Annotated in this window: 20 protein-coding genes; 17 read left to right on the top strand and 3 right to left on the bottom strand. The window is 58.3% G+C overall.

The annotated features are described in order from the left end of the window. Window positions 1-63: 63 nt before the first annotated feature. Genes J4E42_RS11755 through J4E42_RS11745 form a run of 3 tightly spaced genes read left to right on the top strand, consistent with a single transcriptional unit; the run spans window position 64 to window position 2216 of the window. Window positions 64-1467 carry a sodium-dependent transporter gene (locus tag J4E42_RS11755; RefSeq protein WP_008029797.1) on the top strand — a complete coding sequence of 468 codons (1404 nt, stop codon included), beginning with the start codon at window positions 64-66 and terminating at the stop codon, window positions 1465-1467. A gap of 7 nt (window positions 1468-1474) precedes the next feature. Beyond that, window positions 1475-1909, top strand: coding sequence for a type II toxin-antitoxin system RatA family toxin (locus tag J4E42_RS11750; RefSeq protein ID WP_008029796.1), 435 nt, complete (start codon window positions 1475-1477; stop codon window positions 1907-1909). Continuing rightward, entirely contained in the window at window positions 1902-2216 is a 315-nt protein-coding gene (locus tag J4E42_RS11745; RefSeq protein WP_008036537.1) for an RnfH family protein, read from the top strand. The genes J4E42_RS11750 and J4E42_RS11745 overlap by 8 nt, the downstream gene beginning before the upstream one ends. A 61-nt stretch (window positions 2217-2277) precedes the next feature. Here the strand turns inward: J4E42_RS11745 and J4E42_RS11740 are convergent, their stop codons facing one another. After that, the gene (locus J4E42_RS11740; RefSeq protein WP_008029791.1) at window positions 2278-2805 is read right to left on the bottom strand and encodes an outer membrane protein assembly factor BamE; all 528 of its coding nucleotides are present in this window, start codon (window positions 2803-2805) and stop codon (window positions 2278-2280) included. Between the two features lie 97 nt (window positions 2806-2902). Between J4E42_RS11740 and fur the strand changes: the two genes are divergently transcribed. Further along, a complete protein-coding gene (gene fur, locus J4E42_RS11735; protein ID WP_003197684.1) occupies window positions 2903-3307 on the top strand; it encodes a ferric iron uptake transcriptional regulator in 405 nt (134 codons plus the stop codon). 75 nt (window positions 3308-3382) lie between these two features. Here fur and recN read toward each other — a convergent pair whose 3' ends face one another. After that, window positions 3383-5056, bottom strand: coding sequence for a DNA repair protein RecN (gene recN, locus J4E42_RS11730; RefSeq protein ID WP_007942901.1), 1674 nt, complete (start codon window positions 5054-5056; stop codon window positions 3383-3385). A gap of 241 nt (window positions 5057-5297) precedes the next feature. On the opposite strand from recN, the gene grpE reads away from it, so the two are divergent. The 8 genes from grpE to J4E42_RS11690 all read left to right on the top strand — a co-directional run bounded on the left by grpE (window position 5298) and on the right by J4E42_RS11690 (window position 15762). Continuing rightward, a complete protein-coding gene (gene grpE, locus J4E42_RS11725) occupies window positions 5298-5864 on the top strand; it encodes a nucleotide exchange factor GrpE (RefSeq protein WP_008029789.1) in 567 nt (188 codons plus the stop codon). Between the two features lie 102 nt (window positions 5865-5966). Next, window positions 5967-7883 (top strand): molecular chaperone DnaK, encoded by a 1917-nt coding sequence (gene dnaK / locus J4E42_RS11720; RefSeq protein ID WP_008029786.1) that lies wholly within the window; start codon window positions 5967-5969, stop codon window positions 7881-7883. A 296-nt stretch (window positions 7884-8179) separates the two neighbouring features. Further along, window positions 8180-9304: a molecular chaperone DnaJ gene (dnaJ, locus tag J4E42_RS11715; protein WP_008029785.1), complete on the top strand. Its 1125-nt coding sequence runs from the start codon at window positions 8180-8182 to the stop codon at window positions 9302-9304. A gap of 9 nt (window positions 9305-9313) precedes the next feature. After that, window positions 9314-10120: a 4-hydroxy-tetrahydrodipicolinate reductase gene (dapB, locus tag J4E42_RS11710; protein WP_008036522.1), complete on the top strand. Its 807-nt coding sequence runs from the start codon at window positions 9314-9316 to the stop codon at window positions 10118-10120. Between the two features lie 259 nt (window positions 10121-10379). Continuing rightward, window positions 10380-11516 (top strand): glutamine-hydrolyzing carbamoyl-phosphate synthase small subunit, encoded by a 1137-nt coding sequence (gene carA, locus J4E42_RS11705; protein ID WP_008029779.1) that lies wholly within the window; start codon window positions 10380-10382, stop codon window positions 11514-11516. Window positions 11517-11634: 118 nt separating this feature from the next. Further along, window positions 11635-14856: a carbamoyl-phosphate synthase large subunit gene (gene carB, locus J4E42_RS11700; RefSeq protein WP_008029777.1), complete on the top strand. Its 3222-nt coding sequence runs from the start codon at window positions 11635-11637 to the stop codon at window positions 14854-14856. Then, on the top strand, window positions 14853-15329 hold the full coding sequence (gene greA / locus J4E42_RS11695; protein WP_008029775.1) for a transcription elongation factor GreA: 477 nt from the start codon (window positions 14853-14855) through the stop codon (window positions 15327-15329). Before carB ends, greA begins: the two co-directional genes overlap by 4 nt. Window positions 15330-15357: 28 nt before the next feature. Beyond that, window positions 15358-15762, top strand: a complete 405-nt coding sequence (locus J4E42_RS11690) for a hypothetical protein (RefSeq protein ID WP_008036520.1) — start codon at window positions 15358-15360, stop codon at window positions 15760-15762. Between the two features lie 9 nt (window positions 15763-15771). On the opposite strand, the gene J4E42_RS11685 is transcribed toward J4E42_RS11690, so the two are convergent. After that, a complete protein-coding gene (locus J4E42_RS11685) occupies window positions 15772-16080 on the bottom strand; it encodes a YhbY family RNA-binding protein (protein ID WP_007942889.1) in 309 nt (102 codons plus the stop codon). Window positions 16081-16181: 101 nt separating this feature from the next. Between J4E42_RS11685 and rlmE the strand changes: the two genes are divergently transcribed. The 5 genes from rlmE (at window position 16182) to tpiA (ending at window position 21957) form a co-directional block, all read left to right on the top strand. Beyond that, window positions 16182-16811 (top strand): 23S rRNA (uridine(2552)-2'-O)-methyltransferase RlmE, encoded by a 630-nt coding sequence (gene rlmE, locus J4E42_RS11680; RefSeq protein WP_008029769.1) that lies wholly within the window; start codon window positions 16182-16184, stop codon window positions 16809-16811. A 202-nt stretch (window positions 16812-17013) separates the two neighbouring features. After that, a complete protein-coding gene (gene ftsH / locus J4E42_RS11675) occupies window positions 17014-18924 on the top strand; it encodes an ATP-dependent zinc metalloprotease FtsH (protein ID WP_032828773.1) in 1911 nt (636 codons plus the stop codon). 8 nt (window positions 18925-18932) lie between these two features. Beyond that, window positions 18933-19784 (top strand): dihydropteroate synthase, encoded by an 852-nt coding sequence (gene folP / locus J4E42_RS11670; RefSeq protein ID WP_207285299.1) that lies wholly within the window; start codon window positions 18933-18935, stop codon window positions 19782-19784. A 16-nt stretch (window positions 19785-19800) separates the two neighbouring features. Beyond that, complete coding sequence (gene glmM, locus J4E42_RS11665; protein WP_192227693.1) at window positions 19801-21138, top strand: phosphoglucosamine mutase; 1338 nt, start codon at window positions 19801-19803, stop codon at window positions 21136-21138. Between the two features lie 66 nt (window positions 21139-21204). Beyond that, window positions 21205-21957 (top strand): triose-phosphate isomerase, encoded by a 753-nt coding sequence (gene tpiA, locus J4E42_RS11660; protein WP_207285298.1) that lies wholly within the window; start codon window positions 21205-21207, stop codon window positions 21955-21957. Window positions 21958-21959 lie beyond the last annotated feature (2 nt).

The raw sequence follows: 21959 nt of genomic DNA, 5'->3' as shown, positions 1-21959 counted from the left end.
TGAGCAGGTTGATTGAATCCCGGACAATGCGCCCTCTTTTTTCAATGCTTGGACGTGGTAACGATGTCGACAGACAAGGTTTCTGTCCACGGCAGTTGGGCTAGCCGCTGGGTCTTCATACTCGCCGCGACCGGTTCGGCCGTGGGCCTGGGTAGCATCTGGAAGTTCCCGTACATGGTCGGGGTCTACGGCGGCGGTGCCTTTGTATTGATGTTCCTGGCCTGTATCGCACTGATCGGCGTACCGGTCATGCTGGCTGAAACCCTGATCGGTCGCCGCGCCCGGCAAAGTCCGGCCAATGCCTTGAAGGTGCTGGCGCTGGAGGCCGGGCATTCGGGCAAGTGGTCCTGGGGCGCATTCGCCGGGATGATCACGGCGTTGCTGATCCTGTCTTTCTATAGTGTCGTCGGTGGTTGGTCGCTGGATTACATCATCGACATGGGGCGCGGCGACTTTCAGGGGGTAACGCCGGATCAGGTCGGTGCGTACTTTGGCAAGGTGATCGCCGATCCATGGCGCCTGACACTTTGGCATACGATTTTTATGCTGTTGTCCGCCGTCGTCATCGCCAGGGGCGTAGTCGCCGGCCTTGAGCGCAGCCTGCGCATCATGATGCCGCTGCTCTTCGTGATGGTTCTGGTGCTGCTGGGTTACAGCATGACCACCGGCCATTTCATGGAGGGCGTGCATTTCATGTTCGACTTCCATCCGGAAAAAGTCCTCGACGGCTTGTTGCCGGCCATGGGGCACGCGTTCTTTTCCCTGAGCGTGGGCGTTGGTTCGATCATGATTTATGGCGCCTACATGCCGAAACACTCGTCGATCTCCGGCACCGTGGTCGGTGTCGCGCTGCTCGATACCTTTGTTTCGCTGGTCGCGGGTCTGGCATTGTTTCCGATTGTGTTCGCCGCCGGCCTGAACCCGAGCGAAGGCCCTGGCCTGATGTTCGTCAGCCTGCCATTTGCCTTTGGCAACGTAGCGTTTGGCCAGTTGATGGGGGTAGTGTTCTTCGTCCTGGTCGCGATTGCAGCCTGGAGTTCGGCGATTTCATTGCTCGAACCGATGGTGGCTTACCTGGTTGAACGCACTAAAGTCAGCCGCGCGTGGGTGACTTTCTGGCTGGCGTTCACCTGCTGGTTCGTCGGTCTGGGCACGGTGTTTTCCTTCAATATCTGGAAGGAAGCCAAATTTTTCGTGAACGAAGGCGGGATGTTCCATCTCTATCAATGGGGTGCGGCCGGCGGTCTGGATTTCTTTGGCGTGATCGATTTCTTTACCTCGCGGATCATGTTGCCACTCGGTGGTTTGTGTTTCGTGGTGTTTGCAGGATGGGTGATGGGGCGTGAAGCGGTGCGCGACGAGTTGTCGATCCGCAACCCCATGCTGTTCAATCTGTCCCTGTTTTTGATGCGCTATGTGGCGCCCATCGGCATTCTTGTAGTGTTTGCCGCCCAGCTGTGGAAGTGACGCTGACATGACGACACACATTCAACGTTCGGCTCTGCTGCCGTACCCGGCACAAGCGCTGTATGACCTGGTCAATGACGTGGCACGTTACCCGGAGTTTTTGCCGTGGTGCTCGTCGGCCGAAGTCCTGGAAAACTCTCCCGAGTACATGCGCGCGAGCGTTGGCGTGGCCAAGGGTGGCCTCAGTCAGCATTTCGTGACGCGTAACACTCTGGTCCCCGGGCAATCGATCGAGATGAATCTCGAGGAAGGCCCATTCACCCAGTTGCATGGCATTTGGGTGTTCAAGGCGTTGACCGACAAGGCCTGCAAGATCAGCCTGGACCTGTCGTTCGATTACGCCGGGCCGATTGTTCGCGCGACCCTGGGGCCATTGTTCAATCAGGCGGCCAATACGCTGGTCGATGCGTTCTGCCAGCGCGCCAAACAGATACATGGTTAAGCCCGTGATCGAAATCGAGGTGGTGTATGCCGCCGTTGATCGTCAGGTGCTCCGCTGTGTGACGGTGCCCGCAGGCACAACAGTGCGCGCAGCGCTGCTTGATTCGGGAATAGGCGAAGCGTTTCCAGAGCTGGATCTGGGCGAATGCCCTGTCGGGATTTTCGGCAAGGTGATCGCCGATCCGGACACACACCAGGTTCGGGCGGGGGATCGTCTCGAGATCTATCGGCCTTTGCTGGCCGATCCGAAAGAGGTTCGCCGGTTGCGCGCGGCCAAGGCCGCCGAGGCAAAAGCCCGAAATCAGTGACCTGATTAAATGCCAGACAATAAAAAACCCGGACATTCCGGGTTTTTTATTGCGTCGCAAATTATTGCGGCGAAGTTTCCAGCGGTTCTGGCGTCGGGACTGGAACGGTTTCTACGCCGTCCACGTCCTTCTGGATCTGATCCAGCAACGAACCTGGCTTGACTGGTTTTTCCGGTTTCGGCTTCTCGGCGTTTTCAACAGGCGCGGTCACGTTAGTGCCACTGTCCTTGCCGAGAATGGCTTCGTCCCGGCTCACGCCTGGCATGAAATCACCAGAGAGGCTGACAAGTTGGTCATTTGGGTTGAAGATAACGCTAATGCGTTCCTGTTGGCGTTCACCGCCACCGGGTTGCAGGCTGTACAGATAATCCCAGCGATCGGCATGGAACGTGTCGGTCAACAGGGGGTTGCCCATGATAAACCGTACTTGCTTACGGGTCATTCCCGGGCGTAACTGGTTTATCATGTCCTGCGTGACGACATTGCCCTGCTGGATGTCGATTTTGTAAACCCCGGGGAATGAACAACCGGCGAGTGCGAGCAGTCCCACAAAGGTGAAACTGGTTAGCAAGAGCTTGGTGTTTTGCATCGGTGGGCGACTTCCACTATCTTGGCTGGGACAACGTAAACGCCGATCATACCCGCATTAAGAGAAGCTGCGAAGCAGCATCGCGAGAAAGCTGACCATGGTTGAAAATAGCGAACTACGCAAAGCCGGTCTCAAAGTGACCCTTCCACGGGTCAAAATTCTGCAAATGCTCGATTCCGCCGAGCAACGCCACATGAGTGCCGAGGATGTTTACAAGGCGCTGATGGAGGCTGGTGAGGACGTCGGTCTGGCCACGGTTTACCGTGTACTGACTCAGTTCGAGGCAGCTGGCCTTGTGGTGCGGCACAACTTCGACGGAGGCCATGCGGTCTTCGAGCTGGATGACGGCAAGCATCACGACCATATGGTCAACGTCGAAACCAGCGAAGTGATCGAATTCTTCGACGAAGAAATCGAGCGCCTGCAGAAAGCCATCGTCGACAAGTATGGTTTCGAGATGGTCGATCACAATCTGGTGCTGTACGTGCGCAAGAAAAAGTAAGCATGTCGCGCGAATTTCACATTCGCGAAACGAACGAAGGCGACCCCAGGGTCGCCTTCGTGCTGTCTGCCGTTCTTAAATCTTTGCGGTAACGACCATTTTTTTCGCGTGCGCCAGGGATTCCTTGGTGAGGTCGATGCCGCCCAGCATCCGCGCGACTTCTTCAACGCGATCATTCTTGCTCAGTTTGGAGACGGCCGTGTGGGTCGCCTCTTCGCCACGCACCTTGTGCACAAATAGATGCTGATGCCCTTGCGCCGCCACTTGCGGCAAGTGAGTCACTGTCAGCACCTGTCCGCGCTCGCCGAGGCGACGCAGTAGCTGGCCGACAATCTCGGCCGTCGGGCCGCCGATGCCTACGTCCACTTCGTCGAATACCAGGGTGGGTACGCGTGAAGTCTGTGCGGTAATCACCTGAATCGCCAGGCTGATCCGCGACAGCTCACCACCCGAGGCTACTTTGGCCAAAGCTTTCAAGGGCTGGCCGGGGTTGGCGCTGACCAGCAGTTCTACCTGTTCGAGCCCGTTAGGCAGCAGCTCATCGCTGCTGTTGGGGCGCAACTCGATGGTGAAGCGGCCGCCGGGCATGCCCAGTCGCTGGATTTCCTGCTCCACGGCGCTGGCCAGGCTGCTGGAGGCCTGGTGGCGCAGATCGCTCAGTTCGCGAGCCTTCTCCTGATAATGGCGGGCATAAGAGGCCAGTTCATCGCTCAGGCGCTCGATGGATTCATCATTGGCATTCAGGGTTTCAATTTCATCCAGCAAGCGCTGCTGCATCTCGGCGACCTCGGTCGGCTGGATGCGGTGCTTGCGCGCCATGGTGTAGATCGCATCGAGGCGTTCTTCCAGGTACTGCAGGCGCGCCGGGTCGGCATCGAAGTTATCGAGGAAGCGATTCAGTTCGCCCACGGCCTCTTCAACCTGGATCTGCGCACTGGTCAGCAAGCTGCTGGCTTCGCCCAGCGCGCCGATCGAGTTGTTCACGCTCGACAGGCGGTTGAGGCTGGCGGTCAGGGCGTTCAGGACATTGCCGGAATCACTTTCGCTGCATTGTTCGACCACTTGCCGGCAGATGCCCAGCAGGGTTTCGGCGTTGGTCAGGTTCTTGTGTTCCTGCTCCAATTGCTCCAGTTCGTTGTCACCGAGGCCGAGGTTTTCCAGCTCTTCGAGTTGATAGCTGAGCAGTTGATGGCGGGCGCGTTGTTCATCGCCGGAGTTGGAGAGGCGCTCCAGTTCCTGGCGAGTCTGGCGCCAGCGTTGGGCGGCCAATTGCACCTGGCGGGCAAGGTCGGTGGCGCCGGCGTATTCGTCGAGCAGGCGGCGGTGGGTGTCGGTCTTGAGCAGGGATTGGTGCTCGTGCTGGCTGTGGATATCGATCAGCAACTCGCCCAGGGCCTTGAGATCACCAAGCGGGCAGGGCGTGCCATTGATATAGCCGCGGGAGCGCCCCTCAGCGGTGATCACCCGGCGCAAGATGCACGGGCCATCGCTTTCAAGGTCGCGCTCGGCCAGCCAGGCACTGGCTTCGGGAATATCGACCAGGTCGAAGGTGGCCAGGATGTCGGCCTTGTCGGCGCCTGGGCGGACCACGCCACTGTCAGCGCGATCGCCCAGGGTCAGGCCGAGGGCGTCGAGCATGATCGACTTGCCGGCGCCGGTTTCCCCTGTGATCACACTCATCCCGCGATCGAGTTCGAGATCGAGATGTTCAACGATGGCGTAATTGTGTACGGACAGGTGCACCAGCATAAAGGCCGCTCCCAGGCTTTAGGTCTGGTTATTTATACAGTGTTTTATTTGCGGCTGACAATGCCCTCTCTTAGCTCGATTTGATTGATCCGACGAAATCGTTAGCGCATCGGGAAATGACAATGCAGCTGTTTTTTGTAGGGTTAATCACAACAAACCCCTTGAAGCTGATTTTTGCGGCCCCATATAGCTGGGCAGAAGCGCGAGTTGAGCTCGCGGACGATATTGAAAGGAGAAATCTATGGCTGACGAACAGACAGTGGATACGCAAAATCAAGAAGCCAACCAGGGCTCCGCGGCTTCGGGTGAAGACCTCGCGGCTCGTGTACAAGTGCTCGAAGAGCAACTGGCAGGCGCGCAGGATCAGGCTTTGCGTGTTGCCGCCGATCTGCAGAACGTCCGCCGTCGCGCTGAGCAGGATGTCGAAAAGGCTCACAAATTCGCTCTGGAAAAATTTGCCGGTGATCTGCTGCCGATCATCGACAGCCTTGAGCGTGGTCTGGAGTTGTCCAACCCGGACGATGAAAGCATCCGCCCAATGCGCGAAGGCATCGAGCTGACCCTGAAAATGTTCCAGGACACCCTGAAGCGTTATCAGCTGGAAGCGATCGACCCGCATGGCGAACCGTTCAACGCCGTTCTTCATCAGGCAATGGCCATGCAGGAAAGCGCTGACGTCGAGCCGAACAGCGTGCTCAAGGTGTTCCAGAAGGGCTATCAGCTCAATGGTCGTCTGCTGCGCCCGGCCATGGTCGTGGTCAGCAAGGCACCGGCACCGGTTTCGCCTTCGATTGACGAGCAGGCTTGAAATTAGCCGCAAGGCCCCCATTTAGAAGTCAAGCGTTTAAGTGCTACCGCAGTTAGCCACCACTGCTGCGGCAACCAAATCCAAAGTTTCGGGAGAGTGAACATGGGCAAAATTATCGGTATCGACCTGGGGACTACCAACTCCTGCGTCTCCGTGCTTGAAAACGGCGTAGCCAAAGTTATTGAAAACGCTGAAGGCGCGCGTACCACGCCGTCGATCATCGCTTACGCCAACGACGGCGAAATCCTCGTTGGTCAATCGGCCAAGCGTCAGGCTGTGACCAATCCGCACAACACCCTGTATGCGGTGAAGCGTCTGATCGGTCGTAAGTTCGACGAAGAAGTCGTACAGAAAGACATCAAGATGGTCCCTTACAAAATCGCCAAGGCTGACAACGGCGACGCTTGGGTTGAAGTGAACGGCCAGAAAATGTCGCCGCCACAGATCTCGGCTGAAATTCTGAAGAAAATGAAGAAGACCGCCGAAGACTACCTCGGCGAGCCAGTGACCGAAGCGGTGATCACCGTTCCGGCCTACTTCAACGACAGCCAGCGCCAGGCGACCAAAGACGCCGGCCGCATCGCGGGCCTGGACGTTAAACGTATCATCAACGAACCAACCGCAGCCGCTCTGGCTTACGGTATGGACAAGGCGAAAGGCGATCACACCGTGATCGTTTACGACCTGGGCGGCGGTACTTTCGACGTTTCCGTGATCGAAATCGCTGAAGTCGATGGCGAGCACCAGTTCGAAGTATTGGCCACCAACGGTGACACGTTCCTGGGCGGTGAAGACTTTGACATTCGTCTGATCGACTACCTCGTCGACGAATTCAAGAAAGAAAGCGGCATGAACCTCAAAGGTGATCCGCTGGCCATGCAGCGCCTGAAAGAAGCCGCTGAGAAAGCCAAGATCGAACTGTCTTCGAGCATGTCGACCGACGTGAACCTGCCGTACATCACTGCAGACGCCACCGGTCCTAAGCACTTGAACGTGAAAATTTCCCGCGCCAAGCTGGAAGCGCTGGTTGAAGACCTGGTTCAACGCACCATCGAACCTTGCCGCATCGCTCTGAAAGACTCCGGCATCGAAGTTGGCTCGATCAACGACGTGATCCTGGTAGGCGGTCAGACCCGTATGCCACTGGTTCAGAAGCTGGTGACCGAGTTCTTCGGCAAAGAAGCACGTAAAGACGTGAACCCGGACGAAGCTGTTGCCATGGGTGCTGCTATCCAGGGTGCCGTATTGGCCGGTGACGTGAAAGACGTTCTGCTGCTGGACGTCAGCCCGCTGACCCTGGGTATCGAAACCATGGGTGGCGTGATGACCGCGCTGATCGAGAAAAACACCACGATTCCTACCAAGAAATCGCAAGTGTTCTCGACTGCCGACGACAACCAGGGCGCCGTGACCATCCACGTGCTGCAAGGCGAGCGTAAGCAAGCCGCCCAGAACAAGTCCCTGGGCAAGTTCGACCTGGCCGAGATTCCACCAGCACCACGTGGCGTGCCACAAATCGAAGTGACCTTCGACATCGACGCCAACGGCATCCTGCACGTAGGCGCCAAAGACAAGGCCACCGGCAAGGCTCAATCGATCGTGATCAAGGCAAACTCCGGTTTGTCCGATGAAGAGATCGAGAAAATGATTCGCGATGCTGAAGCGAACTCCGAGGAAGACCGCAAGTTCGAAGAGCTGGCCACTGCCCGCAACCAGGGCGATGCACTGGTTCACTCGACTCGCAAAATGGTCACTGAAGCAGGCGACAAAGTGACTGCTGAAGAGAAGACTGCAATCGAAGCTGCTGTTGTTGCTCTGGAAGCCGCTGTTAAAGGCGACGACAAAGCTGCAATCGAAGCCAAGGTTGAAGAGCTGTCGAAAGTCTCCGCTCCAGTGGCGCAGAAGATGTACGCCGAACAGGCTCAGCCTGCTGAAGGCGCAGCACCGCACGACGAAAAAGCTGAAAAAGCCGACGACGTTGTCGATGCCGAGTTCGAAGAAGTCAAAGACCACAAGTAAGTTGTTGGTCGCCCGGTTGACTGCCTTTAGGCGGTGACTGGTAGGATGTCGCCGCGCGGGAGCCTGCTCCCGCGTTGGCGTGTCTGGAGTACACGAATTTTTACAGCATGCGACAAGTTCGTGTGCTGGTGGTATGGCCGGGAATGCTCCTGCTTTTCGAGCCGAAAGTGCCGCAATGAATCAAAGACCAGGATCGTTGAATTGACGTGAGTTGGGTCCGGGCCTGTATTGGGGCTCAACGAGTTCGGCAGGGCTCAGGAGAGGTTTGCCGAACGTCCTTAAGAGTGCAAAGACTTATGGCAAAGCGTGACTATTACGAAGTATTGGGTGTTGAGCGTGGCACAAGCGAAGCGGACCTGAAAAAGGCCTACCGTCGCCTGGCGATGAAGCACCACCCGGACCGTAATCCCGATGACAAAGCGTCGGAAGAGATGTTCAAGGAGGCCAACGAGGCCTACGAAGTGCTGTCCGATTCCAGCAAGCGCGCGGCGTACGACCAATACGGTCATGCCGGTGTCGACCCAAGCATGGGCGGCGGCGGTGCCGGGTTTGGCGGTCAGAACTTCTCCGACATCTTTGGCGATGTCTTCAGTGACTTCTTCGGTGGCGGTCGCGGCGGTGCTCGTGGCGGCGCTCAGCGCGGCAGCGACCTGCGTTACACCCTGGAACTGAATCTGGAAGAAGCGGTACGCGGTACCACTGTGAATATCCGCGTTCCGACACTGGTCAACTGCAAGCCGTGCGATGGCTCGGGTGCCAAGAAAGGCTCTTCGCCAGTCACTTGCCCGACGTGCGGCGGTATCGGTCAGGTCCGCATGCAGCAAGGTTTCTTCTCGGTGCAGCAGACCTGCCCGCGCTGCCATGGCCAGGGCAAGATCATTTCCGACCCGTGCAACTCCTGCAACGGCGACGGTCGCGTTGAAGAGTACAAAACCCTTTCCGTGAAAGTGCCGGCCGGTGTCGACACCGGTGACCGCATTCGTCTGTCCGGCGAAGGCGAGGCGGGCGCTCAGGGTGGTCCGACGGGCGATCTGTACGTGGTGATCAATGTGCGCGAGCACGCGATCTTCCAGCGTGACGGCAAGCACTTGTTCTGCGAAGTGCCGATCAGTTTCGTCGATGCAGCGCTGGGTGGCGAGCTGGAGATTCCGACCCTTGATGGTCGGGTCAAACTGAAAATCCCTGAGGGGACTCAGACCGGCAAGCAGTTCCGCGTTCGCGGCAAAGGCGTTGCGCCTGTGCGTGGCGGCGGTGCCGGTGACCTGATGTGTCGTGTGGCGGTGGAAACCCCGGTCAATCTGGGTCGTCGTCAGCGCGAATTGCTGGAAGAGTTCCGCAGCTCCCTGGCAGACGACAACAGCCATTCGCCGAAAACCACCGGTTGGTTCGAAGGCGTGAAGCGCTTCTTCGGCGATCTGTAAGGAGTGAGCATGCGACGTATAGCTGTGATGGGCGCCGCTGGCCGCATGGGCAAGATCCTGGTTGAAGCGGTGCAGCAACGTGCGCCGCTGACCGGTCTGACAGCCGCCATCGTGCGCCCCGGCAGCACGCTGATTGGCGTGGATGCTGGCGAGCTGGCTTCGCTGGGGCGTATCGGCGTGCCGTTGTCCGGTAATCTGGATGCGGTCGCGGATGAATTCGATGTGTTGATCGATTTCACGCTGCCGGAAGTCATGCTGAAAAACCTGGCGTTCTGCCGCAAGGCGGGCAAAGCCATGGTCATCGGTACGACGGGGCTCGATGCTGCGCAGAAGCAGTTGCTGGCCGAGGCGGGCAAGGACATTCCTATCGTGTTCGCGGCCAACTTCAGTGTTGGCGTGAACCTGTCGCTGAAGCTGCTCGACATGGCTGCGCGCGTGCTGGGTGATGATGCGGACATCGAAATCATCGAAGCTCATCATCGGCACAAGATCGATGCGCCTTCCGGCACCGCCCTGCGTATGGGTGAGGTAATTGCCAGTGCGCTGGATCGTGACCTGCAGAAGGTCGCGGTCTACGGGCGTGAAGGTCACACCGGTGTGCGCGAGCGTGAAACGATCGGTTTTGCCACTGTGCGCGGCGGTGATGTGGTCGGTGATCACACCGTGCTGTTCGCCTGTGAGGGCGAGCGCCTGGAAATCACGCATAAGGCGTCCAGCCGCATGACCTTCGCCAAAGGCGCTGTGCGTGCGGCGTTGTGGCTGGACAGTCGTGAGCCTGGCCTCTACGACATGCAAGACGTGCTCGACCTGCGTTAAGATGCAGCCGAAACCGGGTTCCAACATTGCGTTTGGGCCCGGTTTTATTACGCCAAGCGACGTCCTGTCGCATTCTCCGGCCTTTAGGGCTCATTGGCGGTAGACCAAAAAAGCCTTTTTCTGTAAGCTACAGCTTTAGTGTGTCCACTAAAAGCGCGCAGAATAATTCAGTGAAGAAGCGGGGTGACGTGTCCATACGTCACTCCGCTTTTTTACAACCTGCGATCGCCCTTTCAGGCTTTATTTACGGGAGGTCTTCTTGACTAAGCCAGCCATACTCGCCCTTGCTGATGGCAGCATTTTTCGCGGCGAAGCCATTGGAGCCGACGGTCAAACCGTTGGTGAGGTGGTGTTTAACACCGCAATGACCGGCTATCAGGAAATCCTTACCGATCCTTCCTACGCCCAACAGATCGTTACCCTGACTTACCCGCACATCGGCAACACCGGCACCACGCCGGAAGACGCCGAGTCCGACCGCGTCTGGTCCGCTGGCCTGGTCATCCGTGACCTGCCGCTGGTTGCGAGCAACTGGCGTAACACGATGTCCCTGTCCGACTACCTGAAAGCCAACAACGTTGTGGCAATCGCCGGTATCGACACCCGCCGCCTGACGCGCATCCTGCGTGAGAAAGGCGCGCAGAACGGCTGCATCATGGCCGGTGACAACATTTCCGAAGAAGCGGCCATCGCCGCGGCTCAAGGCTTCCCGGGCCTCAAAGGCATGGACCTGGCGAAAGTCGTCAGCACCAAGGAAACCTACGAGTGGCGCTCGACTGTCTGGGAGTTGAAAACCGACAGCCACGCGACCATCGACGCTTCCGAGCTGCCGTACCACGTGGTTGCCTACGACTACGGCGTCAAGCTCAACATCCTGCGCATGCTGGTCGAGCGCGGTTGCCGTGTGACCGTGGTGCCGGCGCAAACGCCTGCCGCTGACGTGCTGGCGATGAAGCCGGACGGCGTGTTCCTGTCCAACGGCCCTGGCGACCCGGAGCCTTGCGACTACGCGATCCAGGCGATCAAGGACGTGCTGGAAACCGAGATTCCGGTATTCGGCATCTGCCTCGGTCACCAACTGCTGGCCCTGGCTTCCGGCGCCAAGACCCTGAAAATGGGTCACGGTCACCACGGTGCCAACCACCCGGTCCAGGATCTGGACAGCGGTGTGGTGATGATCACCAGCCAGAACCACGGTTTTGCCGTAGACGAAGCGACCCTGCCAGCCAACGTTCGTGCGATTCACAAATCGCTGTTCGACGGCACCCTGCAAGGCATCGAGCGTACCGACAAGAGCGCCTTCAGCTTCCAGGGTCACCCGGAAGCCAGCCCTGGCCCGAACGACGTAGCGCCATTGTTCGATCGCTTCATCAACGAAATGGCCAAGCGACGCTGATCGCTCGCCTTGATGCAGCAAAGCTTGAGGGCGGTCCCGACATCGGCGGCCCCCTCAAGGCTTCAAAGATTGAACAAGACGGCTTGCCGACTGACCTGCGGATTTGAGTGACAAACCCATGCCAAAACGTACAGACATTAAAAGCATCCTGATTCTCGGCGCTGGCCCGATCGTTATCGGCCAGGCCTGCGAATTCGACTACTCCGGCGCCCAGGCCTGCAAAGCCCTGCGCGAAGAGGGTTACCGCGTCATCCTGGTGAACTCCAACCCAGCGACCATCATGACCGACCCGGACATGGCCGACGCCACCTACATCGAACCGATCAAATGGCAGACCGTTGCCAAGATCATCGAGAAAGAGCGTCCGGACGCGCTGCTGCCAACCATGGGCGGCCAGACCGCTCTGAACTGCGCACTGGACCTGGAGCGCGAAGGCGTTCTGGAGAAGTTCGGCGTAGAGATGATCGGCGCCAACGCTGACACCATCGACAAGGCTGAAGACCGTTCGCGTTTCGACAAGGCGATGAAATCCATCGGCCTGGACTGCCCGCGTTCGGGTATCGCTCACAGCATGGAAGAGGCCAACGCCGTTCTTGAGCGCCTGGGCTTCCCGTGCATCATCCGTCCGTCCTTCACCATGGGCGGCACCGGCGGCGGTATCGCTTACAACCGTGAAGAGTTCGAAGAAATCTGCGCCCGTGGTCTGGACCTGTCGCCGACCAAAGAGCTGCTGATCGACGAATCCCTGATCGGCTGGAAAGAATACGAGATGGAGGTTGTCCGCGATAAGAAGGACAACTGCATCATCGTCTGCTCCATTGAAAACTTTGACCCAATGGGCGTGCACACCGGTGACTCGATCACTGTTGCGCCGGCACAGACCCTGACGGACAAGGAATACCAGATCATGCGTAACGCCTCCCTGGCGGTACTGCGCGAGATCGGCGTGGAAACCGGTGGTTCCAACGTCCAGTTCGGCATTTGCCCGGACACTGGCCGCATGGTCGTCATCGAGATGAACCCGCGGGTATCCCGTTCCTCGGCCCTGGCCTCGAAAGCCACCGGTTTCCCGATTGCGCGTATCGCTGCAAAGCTGGCGATCGGCTATACCCTGGACGAGCTGCAGAACGAAATCACCGGGGGCGCTACTCCGGCGTCGTTCGAGCCGTCGATCGACTACGTCGTCACCAAGCTGCCACGTTTCGCTTTCGAGAAATTCCCGAAAGCCGACGCACGCCTGACCACTCAAATGAAGTCGGTCGGTGAAGTCATGGCCATCGGCCGGACCTTCCAGGAATCCCTGCAGAAAGCCCTGCGCGGCCTGGAAGTGGGTGTTTGCGGCCTGGACGAGAAGCTCGACCTGGGCAACCCGGAAAGCATGAGCATCCTCAAGCGCGAACTGACCGTGCCGGGCGCCGAGCGCATCTGGTACGTGGCTGACGCCTTCCGCGCCGGCCTGTCGGTCGAAGACATCTTCGGCATGAACATGATCGACCCGTGGTTCCTGGTACAGATCGAAGATCTGATCAAGGAAGAAGAGAAGGTCAAGACCCTGGGTCTGGCCAGCATCGACCGCGACCTGATGTTCAAGCTCAAGCGCAAAGGCTTCTCGGACATGCGTCTGGCCAAGCTGCTGGGCGTGACCGAAAAAGCTTTGCGTCGCCACCGTCACAAGCTGGAGATCTTCCCGGTCTACAAGCGCGTTGATACCTGCGCTGCCGAGTTCGCCACCGACACCGCCTACATGTACTCGACTTACGAGGAAGAGTGCGAAGCCGCGCCGTCGGGTCGCGACAAGATCATGATCCTCGGCGGCGGTCCAAACCGTATCGGCCAGGGCATCGAGTTCGACTACTGCTGCGTACACGCGGCACTGGCCCTGCGCGAAGACGGTTACGAGACCATCATGGTCAACTGCAACCCGGAAACCGTTTCCACCGACTACGACACCTCCGATCGCCTGTACTTCGAACCAGTAACCCTGGAAGACGTGCTGGAAATCTGCCGGGTCGAGAAGCCGAAAGGCGTAATCGTCCAGTACGGCGGCCAGACTCCACTGAAACTGGCTCGCGCCCTGGAAGAAGCCGGCGTGCCGATCATCGGCACCAGCCCTGACGCCATCGACCGTGCCGAAGACCGTGAGCGCTTCCAGCAAATGGTTGAGCGCCTGAACCTGCGTCAGCCGCCAAACGCCACCGTGCGCAGCGAAGACGAAGCGATTCGTGCCGCGGCCAAGATCGGTTACCCGCTGGTGGTTCGTCCGTCCTACGTACTGGGCGGCCGTGCGATGGAAATCGTCTACGAAGAAGAAGAACTCAAGCGCTACCTGCGTGACGCAGTGAAAGTGTCCAACGACAGCCCGGTGCTGCTTGACCACTTCCTGAACTGCGCCATCGAGATGGACGTTGATGCAGTTTGCGACGGCACCGACGTGGTGATCGGCGCGATCATGCAGCACATCGAGCAGGCCGGTGTTCACTCCGGTGACTCCGCATGCTCCCTGCCGCCGTACTCGCTGCCTGCGCACATCCAGGACGAGATGCGCGAACAGGTCAAGAAAATGGCCCTGGAACTGGGCGTTGTCGGCCTGATGAACGTTCAGTTGGCGCTGCAAGGCGAAGACATCTACGTCATCGAAGTCAACCCGCGCGCTTCCCGTACCGTACCGTTCGTGTCCAAGTGCATCGGTGTTTCCCTGGCGATGATCGCGGCACGCGTCATGGCCGGTAAAACCCTGAAAGAAATCGGCTTCACCAAAGAAATCATCCCGAACTTCTACAGTGTGAAAGAGGCGGTCTTCCCGTTCGCCAAATTCCCTGGCGTGGACCCGATCCTGGGCCCAGAGATGAAGTCCACCGGTGAAGTGATGGGCGTGGGCGACACCTTCGGCGAAGCGTTCGCCAAGGCTCAGATGGGCGCCAGCGAAGTGCTGCCGACCGGCGGTACCGCGTTCATCAGCGTGCGTGACGACGACAAGCCACTGGTTGCAGGCGTGGCCCGTGATCTGATCAACTTGGGCTTCGAAGTGGTTGCCACTGCCGGTACTGCCAAGCTGATCGAAGCTGCAGGCCTGAAAGTGCGCCGTGTGAACAAGGTGACTGAAGGTCGTCCGCACGTGGTCGACATGATCAAGAATGACGAAGTCACCCTGATCATCAACACCACCGAAGGTCGCCAGTCGATTGCTGACTCGTACTCCATTCGTCGTAATGCCTTGCAGCACAAAATCTACTGCACCACCACCATTGCTGCTGGCGAAGCCATCTGCGAAGCGCTGAAGTTCGGTCCCGAGAAGACCGTACGCCGCTTGCAGGATCTACACGCAGGATTGAAGGCATGATCAAGTACCCAATGACCGTCCAGGGCGCGAAAGCCCTGGAAGAAGAACACGCTCACCTGACCAAGGTCGTCCGCCCGAAGCTCAGCCAGGACATCGGTACGGCCCGGGAATTGGGTGACTTGAAGGAAAACGCCGAATACCACGCTGCTCGCGAGCAGCAAGGTATGGTCGAGGCGCGGATTCGTGACATCGAAGGCCGGATTCAGAATCAGGTCATCATCGACGTCACGAGCATTCCTCACACCGGTAAAGTGATTTTCGGCACCACCGTTGAAATCGCCAACGTCGAGACCGATGAGCGCGTCACTTACCACATCGTGGGTGAGGACGAGGCTGACTTCAAACTCGGCAAGATTTCGGTAGGTTCGCCATTGGCCCGCGCCTTGATTGCCAAGGAAGAGGGTGATGTGGTTGCCGTGAAAACGCCGGGTGGCGTTATCGAGTACGAGATTGTCGAAGTCCGTCACATCTAAAAGAAGGCGCCCGCTGCGTGCGGGCGCCATGCTTTGGCAGCTGACTCAGATGTTGTGGGTCGGCGGCTTGTGGCTGTTACACATCGGCCTGCTGCCGGTGCTGGGCCAAATTGGCCTGGCGCCGCTGCTGATCGAAGAAATTGCAGGCATGCTGAATGCGCTGATGGTGGGTTTCGCCTCGGCGTGTGTAATTTTTCAGGCTTTGGTGCTGGTTCAGGCCGAGGGCCTTGCCAGTCTATGGCGCGATATTCGCGGGCAACTGCTGATGATGGCGCTGTATGCGTGTGCGATGTTTTTCGCGGTGCGTATCGGCTGGCCGGATGCAGTGCGTTGGCAAGTGTTCAGCTATCTTGTTCTGGGCTTTTCCGGGCTGGTGCTGGTCTTGCAGCCGGTACCGGGATGGAGCGGCAGGGTGCGCGAAGCACACCCTTGACCCTTGCCATCACTTGAAGCGATGGACGTTCGACAGCTGCTTGTTGACGCTGAAGTTCTTGCGGTAAATCAGTGCCATCTTGCCGATGACTTGAACCAGATCCGCTTTGCCGACCTTGCAGAGTTCTGCAATGGACGCCAGGCGCGATTCGCGATCGAGGATGTTGAGCTTGATTTTGATCAGCTCGTGATCCGCCAAAGCGCGTTCAAGTTCGGCTAGCACACCTTCAGTCAGACCGTTGTCAGCCACAATCAAAACTGGTTTCAGGTGGTGGCCAATGGATTTGTACTGTTTCTTCTGCTCTTGAGTGAGCGGCATAATCTGACCCTTTCGTCTGGATTCTGTAAAATGGCGGCCATTTTACCCGAGGGTTCGTGGATCCGCCCAACTAATCACGACCCTTATCATCGAGGTGCCCAATGGCGCGTTCCAAGACAAGCCTTGGTTGGCTGAAAAGACATGTCAACGATCCCTATGTGAAGCAGGCGCAGAAGGATGGTTACCGCTCGCGTGCGAGTTACAAGCTTCTGGAGGTCCAGGAGAAATACAAGCTGATCCGTCCGGGTATGAGCGTTGTCGACCTGGGGGCGGCGCCCGGCGGCTGGTCGCAGGTCACCAGTCGGCTGATCGGTGGTCAGGGGCGCCTGATCGCCTCGGACATCCTGGAAATGGACGGCATTCCGGACGTGACTTTCATCCAGGGTGACTTCACCGAGGACAAAGTGCTCGCTCAGATCCTTGAAGCCGTCGGTAATTCGCAGGTGGACCTTGTGATTTCCGATATGGCCCCCAATATGAGTGGTACGCCTGAAGTGGACATGCCAAAAGCCATGTTTCTATGTGAGCTGGCTCTTGATCTGGCTGCCCGGATACTCAAGCCGGGTGGTAATTTCGTGATCAAGGTGTTTCAGGGCGAAGGGTTTGATGCTTACGTGAAGGACGCTCGTCAGAAATTCGACAAGGTCCAGATGATCAAGCCGGACTCTTCCCGTGGCAGTTCCCGCGAGCAATACATGCTGGCTTGGGGCTACCGCGGCCGTAGTGAGTAAATCGAGGTTTTTTTGCGGGGCGATAGGTTTTTCGTATTTCGCCTTGTGGGAATTAGCGAATATTGTGTAGGAAGTGTTTCACAAAGGGTTACAGACGGCGCCTGCCAGTGTTGTAGGTAATGTAGTAAGTTAGGCCGGTGAATATCATGCGAAGCGCGCGCCATTAGCGGCGCTTGCTTCAGAGGGTAGTTAATTGAACGATATGGCAAAGAATCTGATCCTGTGGTTGATCATCGCGGCTGTCCTGGTGACAGTGATGAACAACTTCTCCAGCCCTAACGAGCCGCAGACCCTCAACTATTCCGACTTCATCCAGCAGGTCAAGGATGGCAAGGTCGAGCGCGTAGCCGTTGATGGCTATGTGATTACCGGTAAGCGCAACGATGGCGACAGCTTCAAGACCATTCGTCCTGCGATCCAGGACAACGGTCTGATCGGCGATCTCGTGGACAACCACGTGGTAGTCGAAGGCAAGCAGCCTGAGCAGCAAAGCATCTGGACTCAACTGCTGGTCGCGAGCTTCCCGATCCTGGTGATCATCGCCGTGTTCATGTTCTTCATGCGGCAGATGCAGGGCGGTGCCGGAGGCAAGGGCGGGCCGATGAGCTTCGGCAAGAGCAAGGCGCGCCTGCTCTCCGAAGACCAGGTGAAAACTACCCTGGCTGACGTTGCCGGTTGCGACGAAGCCAAGGAAGAAGTCGGCGAGCTGGTCGAATTCCTCCGCGATCCGGGCAAGTTCCAGCGTCTGGGCGGCCGCATTCCTCGCGGCGTGCTGATGGTCGGTCCTCCGGGTACTGGTAAAACCTTGCTGGCCAAGGCAATTGCCGGTGAAGCCAAGGTGCCGTTCTTCACCATTTCCGGTTCCGACTTTGTCGAAATGTTCGTCGGTGTCGGTGCCAGCCGTGTTCGCGACATGTTCGAACAAGCCAAAAAACACGCGCCATGCATCATCTTCATCGATGAAATCGACGCCGTCGGTCGCCATCGTGGCGCGGGCATGGGCGGTGGTCACGATGAGCGTGAGCAGACTCTCAACCAGTTGCTGGTAGAGATGGACGGCTTCGAAATGAATGACGGCATCATCGTCATCGCTGCAACCAACCGTCCGGACGTACTGGACCCTGCGTTGCTGCGTCCGGGCCGTTTCGACCGTCAGGTTGTGGTCGGGCTGCCGGATATCCGCGGTCGCGAGCAAATTCTCAAGGTCCACATGCGCAAAGTGCCAATGGGTGACGACGTCGCTCCGGCCGTGATCGCTCGTGGTACGCCTGGTTTCTCCGGTGCCGACCTTGCCAACCTGGTAAACGAGGCGTCGCTGTTCGCTGCCCGTACCGGCAAGCGCATTGTCGAGATGAAAGAATTCGAACTGGCGAAAGACAAGATCATGATGGGCGCCGAGCGCAAATCCATGGTCATGTCCGAGAAAGAGAAGCAGAACACCGCTTATCACGAAGCAGGCCATGCCATTGTTGGTCGCGTCGTGCCTGAGCATGATCCGGTCTACAAAGTGTCGATCATCCCGCGCGGTCGTGCGCTGGGTGTGACCATGTTCCTGCCTGAAGAAGATCGCTACAGCCTGTCCAAGCGTGCGTTGATCAGCCAGATCTGCTCGCTGTACGGCGGCCGTATCGCTGAAGAGATGACTTTGGGCTTTGACGGTGTCACCACCGGTGCATCCAACGACATCATGCGTGCCAGTCAGATTGCACGGAACATGGTGACCAAGTGGGGGCTGTCGGAGAAACTCGGTCCGTTGATGTACGCCGAAGAAGAGGGCGAAGTGTTCCTCGGTCGCGGCGGCGGTGGTCAGAGTGCAAGCTTCTCCGGTGAGACAGCCAAGCTGATCGACTCCGAAGTGCGCAGCATCATTGACCAGTGCTATGGCACGGCCAAACAGATCCTCACGGATAACCGTGACAAGCTCGACGCCATGGCTGATGCCCTGATGAAGTACGAAACGATCGATGCCGATCAGATCGACGACATCATGGCGGGTCGTACGCCTCGCGAACCTCGCGACTGGTCGGGCGGCACCGGTACCTCCGGAACGCCTCCGGTGGTACAGGATGAGCGCCCGGAAACACCGATCGGCGGTCCGGCTGCTGACGTTTAAGGTTTGAAATGACTTCTGTTCAGTCCTCGACCCGGTTGCCTTGCGGCAACCGGGTTCTTGATTTGGCCCAGACGCATGTCATGGGCATTCTCAATGTCACCCCTGATTCCTTTTCCGATGGCGGCCAATACAGCCAGCTCGATGCGGCCTTGCGCCACGCCGAAGCCATGGTGCAGGCCGGCGCGACGCTGATTGATGTCGGTGGTGAGTCGACCCGGCCCGGTGCCAGGGCGGTTTCGCCGCTCGAAGAACTGGAGCGCGTGGCGCCGATCGTCGAGCGCATCAACCGCGAGCTGGATGTGATTATCTCGGTCGATACCTCCACGCCAGCTGTCATGCGTGAGGCGGCGCGGCTGGGTGCGGGTTTGATCAATGACGTCCGCTCGTTGCGACGAGAGGGTGCTCTGGATGCGGCGGCCGCCACTGGTCTGCCGGTCTGTCTGATGCATATGCTCGGTGAGCCGGGCGACATGCAGGACAATCCGCATTATCAGGATGTCACCCGAGAGGTTGGCGAGTTTCTTGTCGAGCGCATGGCGCAGTGTGCGTCAGTCGGAATTCCGGCTGAGCGGATCATCCTGGATCCGGGTTTCGGCTTCGCCAAAACCTTGCAGCACAACCTGAGCTTGTTCAAACATATGGAAGTCCTGCATGCCTTGGGGCGGCCCCTGTTGGTCGGGGTTTCGCGAAAGAGCATGATAGGTCAGGCCTTGAATCGCCCGGTCGGTGAGCGACTGCATGGCAGTTTGGCACTCGCGGCGCTGGCTTCATTCAAGGGGGCGCGTATATTGCGCGTCCATGATGTGGCCGAAACCGTCGATGTGGTGCGGATGATCGCCGCAGTGGAATCAGCCGAATAAGAATGATGGAGCACTTATGACTAAGAAATATTTTGGCACCGACGGTATTCGTGGTCGGGTCGGCGTGTACCCGATTACCCCTGAATTCATGCTCAAGCTCGGCTGGGCTGCGGGCATGGCGTTCCGCAAAATGGGCGCCTGCAAAGTGTTGGTAGGCAAGGACACCCGGATCTCGGGATACATGTTTGAATCGGCGCTCGAGGCCGGGCTGACTTCGGCGGGTGCCGACGTGATGCTCCTGGGCCCGATGCCGACGCCGGCCATCGCCTACCTGACGCGTACGTTCCATGCCGAAGCAGGCATCGTGATCAGTGCCTCGCACAATCCTCACGATGACAACGGCATCAAGTTTTTCTCCGGCAAGGGCACCAAGCTGCCGGATGAAGTCGAGCATATGATCGAAGAGTTGCTCGACACCCCGATGACCGTGGTTGAGTCGAGCAAGATCGGCAAAGTGTCGCGAATCAACGATGCTTCGGGCCGTTATATTGAATTCTGCAAGAGCAGCGTGCCGACCGGCACCAGCTTTACGGGCCTGAAGATCGTGATCGATTGCGCTCACGGTGCGACCTACAAAGTGGCACCGAGTGTGTTCCGCGAGTTGGGCGCCGAGGTTGTTGTGCTTTCAGCGCAGCCAAATGGCCTGAACATCAATGACAACTGCGGTTCGACCCATATGGGGCAGTTGCAGGCTGCCGTTCTTGCCGAACATGCTGATCTCGGTATTGCGTTCGATGGTGATGGCGACCGGGTCCTGATGGTCGATCACACGGGTGCTGTTGTCGATGGTGACGAGCTGCTGTTCATCATCGCCCGCGACTTGCATGAGCGTGATCTGCTGAAAGGCGGTGTGGTCGGAACATTGATGAGTAACCTGGGGCTGGAGCTGGCCCTGGCAGATCTGTCGATTCCGTTTGTGCGTGCCAACGTCGGCGACCGTTATGTGATCGCGGATCTGCTGGAGCGCAACTGGCTGGTCGGTGGTGAGAACTCGGGTCATATCGTCTGCTTCAATCACACCACCACCGGTGATGCGATCATTGCAGCGTTGCAGGTGTTGATGGCATTGCAGACTCGCTCCGAAGGGCTGGCTCAAGCCCGTCAGTCGCTGCGCAAGTGTCCTCAGGTGCTGATCAACGTGCGTTTCAGTGGCGGTGCGAGCCCTCTGGATCATCCGTCGGTCAAAGAGGCCAGCGAGCGCGTTACCAAGGCCATGGCCGGGCGTGGGCGCGTGCTGTTGCGCAAGTCCGGCACCGAGCCGTTGGTGCGTGTCATGGTCGAAGGCGAGGACGAAACACAAGTTCGCGGCTATGCCGAAGAGCTGGCAAAACTGGTTACTGAAGTTTCTGCCTGAATTCGGCTTGCCAGCCATGATTGTGTTGGGTAACATCTGCGCCCACTTTGACCGACGAGGTACAGCATGCGTCGCCCTATGGTAGCTGGTAACTGGAAGATGCACGGTACCCGCGCCAGCGTCGCTGAGCTGATCAACGGCCTGAGTCATTTGGCCTTGCCGAGCGGTGTTGATGTCGCGGTATTCCCGCCTTTCCTGCATATCAATCAAGTGATTGATGGTTTGAAAGGCAAGTCGATTTCGGTCGGCGCGCAGAACTCTGCAGTGGAATCCATGCAAGGTGCTTTGACCGGCGAAGTTGCACCGAGTCAGTTGGTGGATGCAGGTTGTACCTTTGTACTTGTCGGGCATTCCGAGCGCCGCCAAATGGGCGAGCAGGACGGAATGCTGATTCGCAAGTTCGCAGCGGCACAGGCATGTGGCTTGATTCCAGTGTTGTGTATAGGGGAGACCCTGGAGCAACGCGAAGCTGGAAAAACTCTTGAGGTTGTCGGGCGTCAGCTTGGCAGTATCATTGAGGAGCTGGGTGTTGGTGCTTTTGCAAATGCAGTCATTGCTTACGAGCCGGTCTGGGCCATTGGCACCGGGCTGACTGCTTCGCCGCAACAGGCGCAGGATGTGCACGCAGCCATTCGCGCTCAGTTGGCGGCAGAGAATTCTGAGGTCGCACAAGGTGTGCGGCTTCTATACGGCGGCAGCGTGAAGGCGGCCAATGCGGTCGAACTGTTCGGCATGCCGGATATCGATGGGGGGCTCATTGGTGGAGCTTCCCTGAATGCAGATGAGTTCGGTGCGATTTGTCGCGCCGCGGGAAACTGAAA

Origin of the sequence: Pseudomonas sp. FW300-N2A2 (assembly GCF_017351735.1) — a bacterium.
Taxonomy (GTDB): Bacteria; Pseudomonadota; Gammaproteobacteria; order Pseudomonadales; family Pseudomonadaceae; genus Aquipseudomonas; species Aquipseudomonas migulae.
The sequence above is the reverse complement of the archived record's forward strand: the minus strand, read 5'-3'. Positions and strand labels throughout refer to the sequence as shown.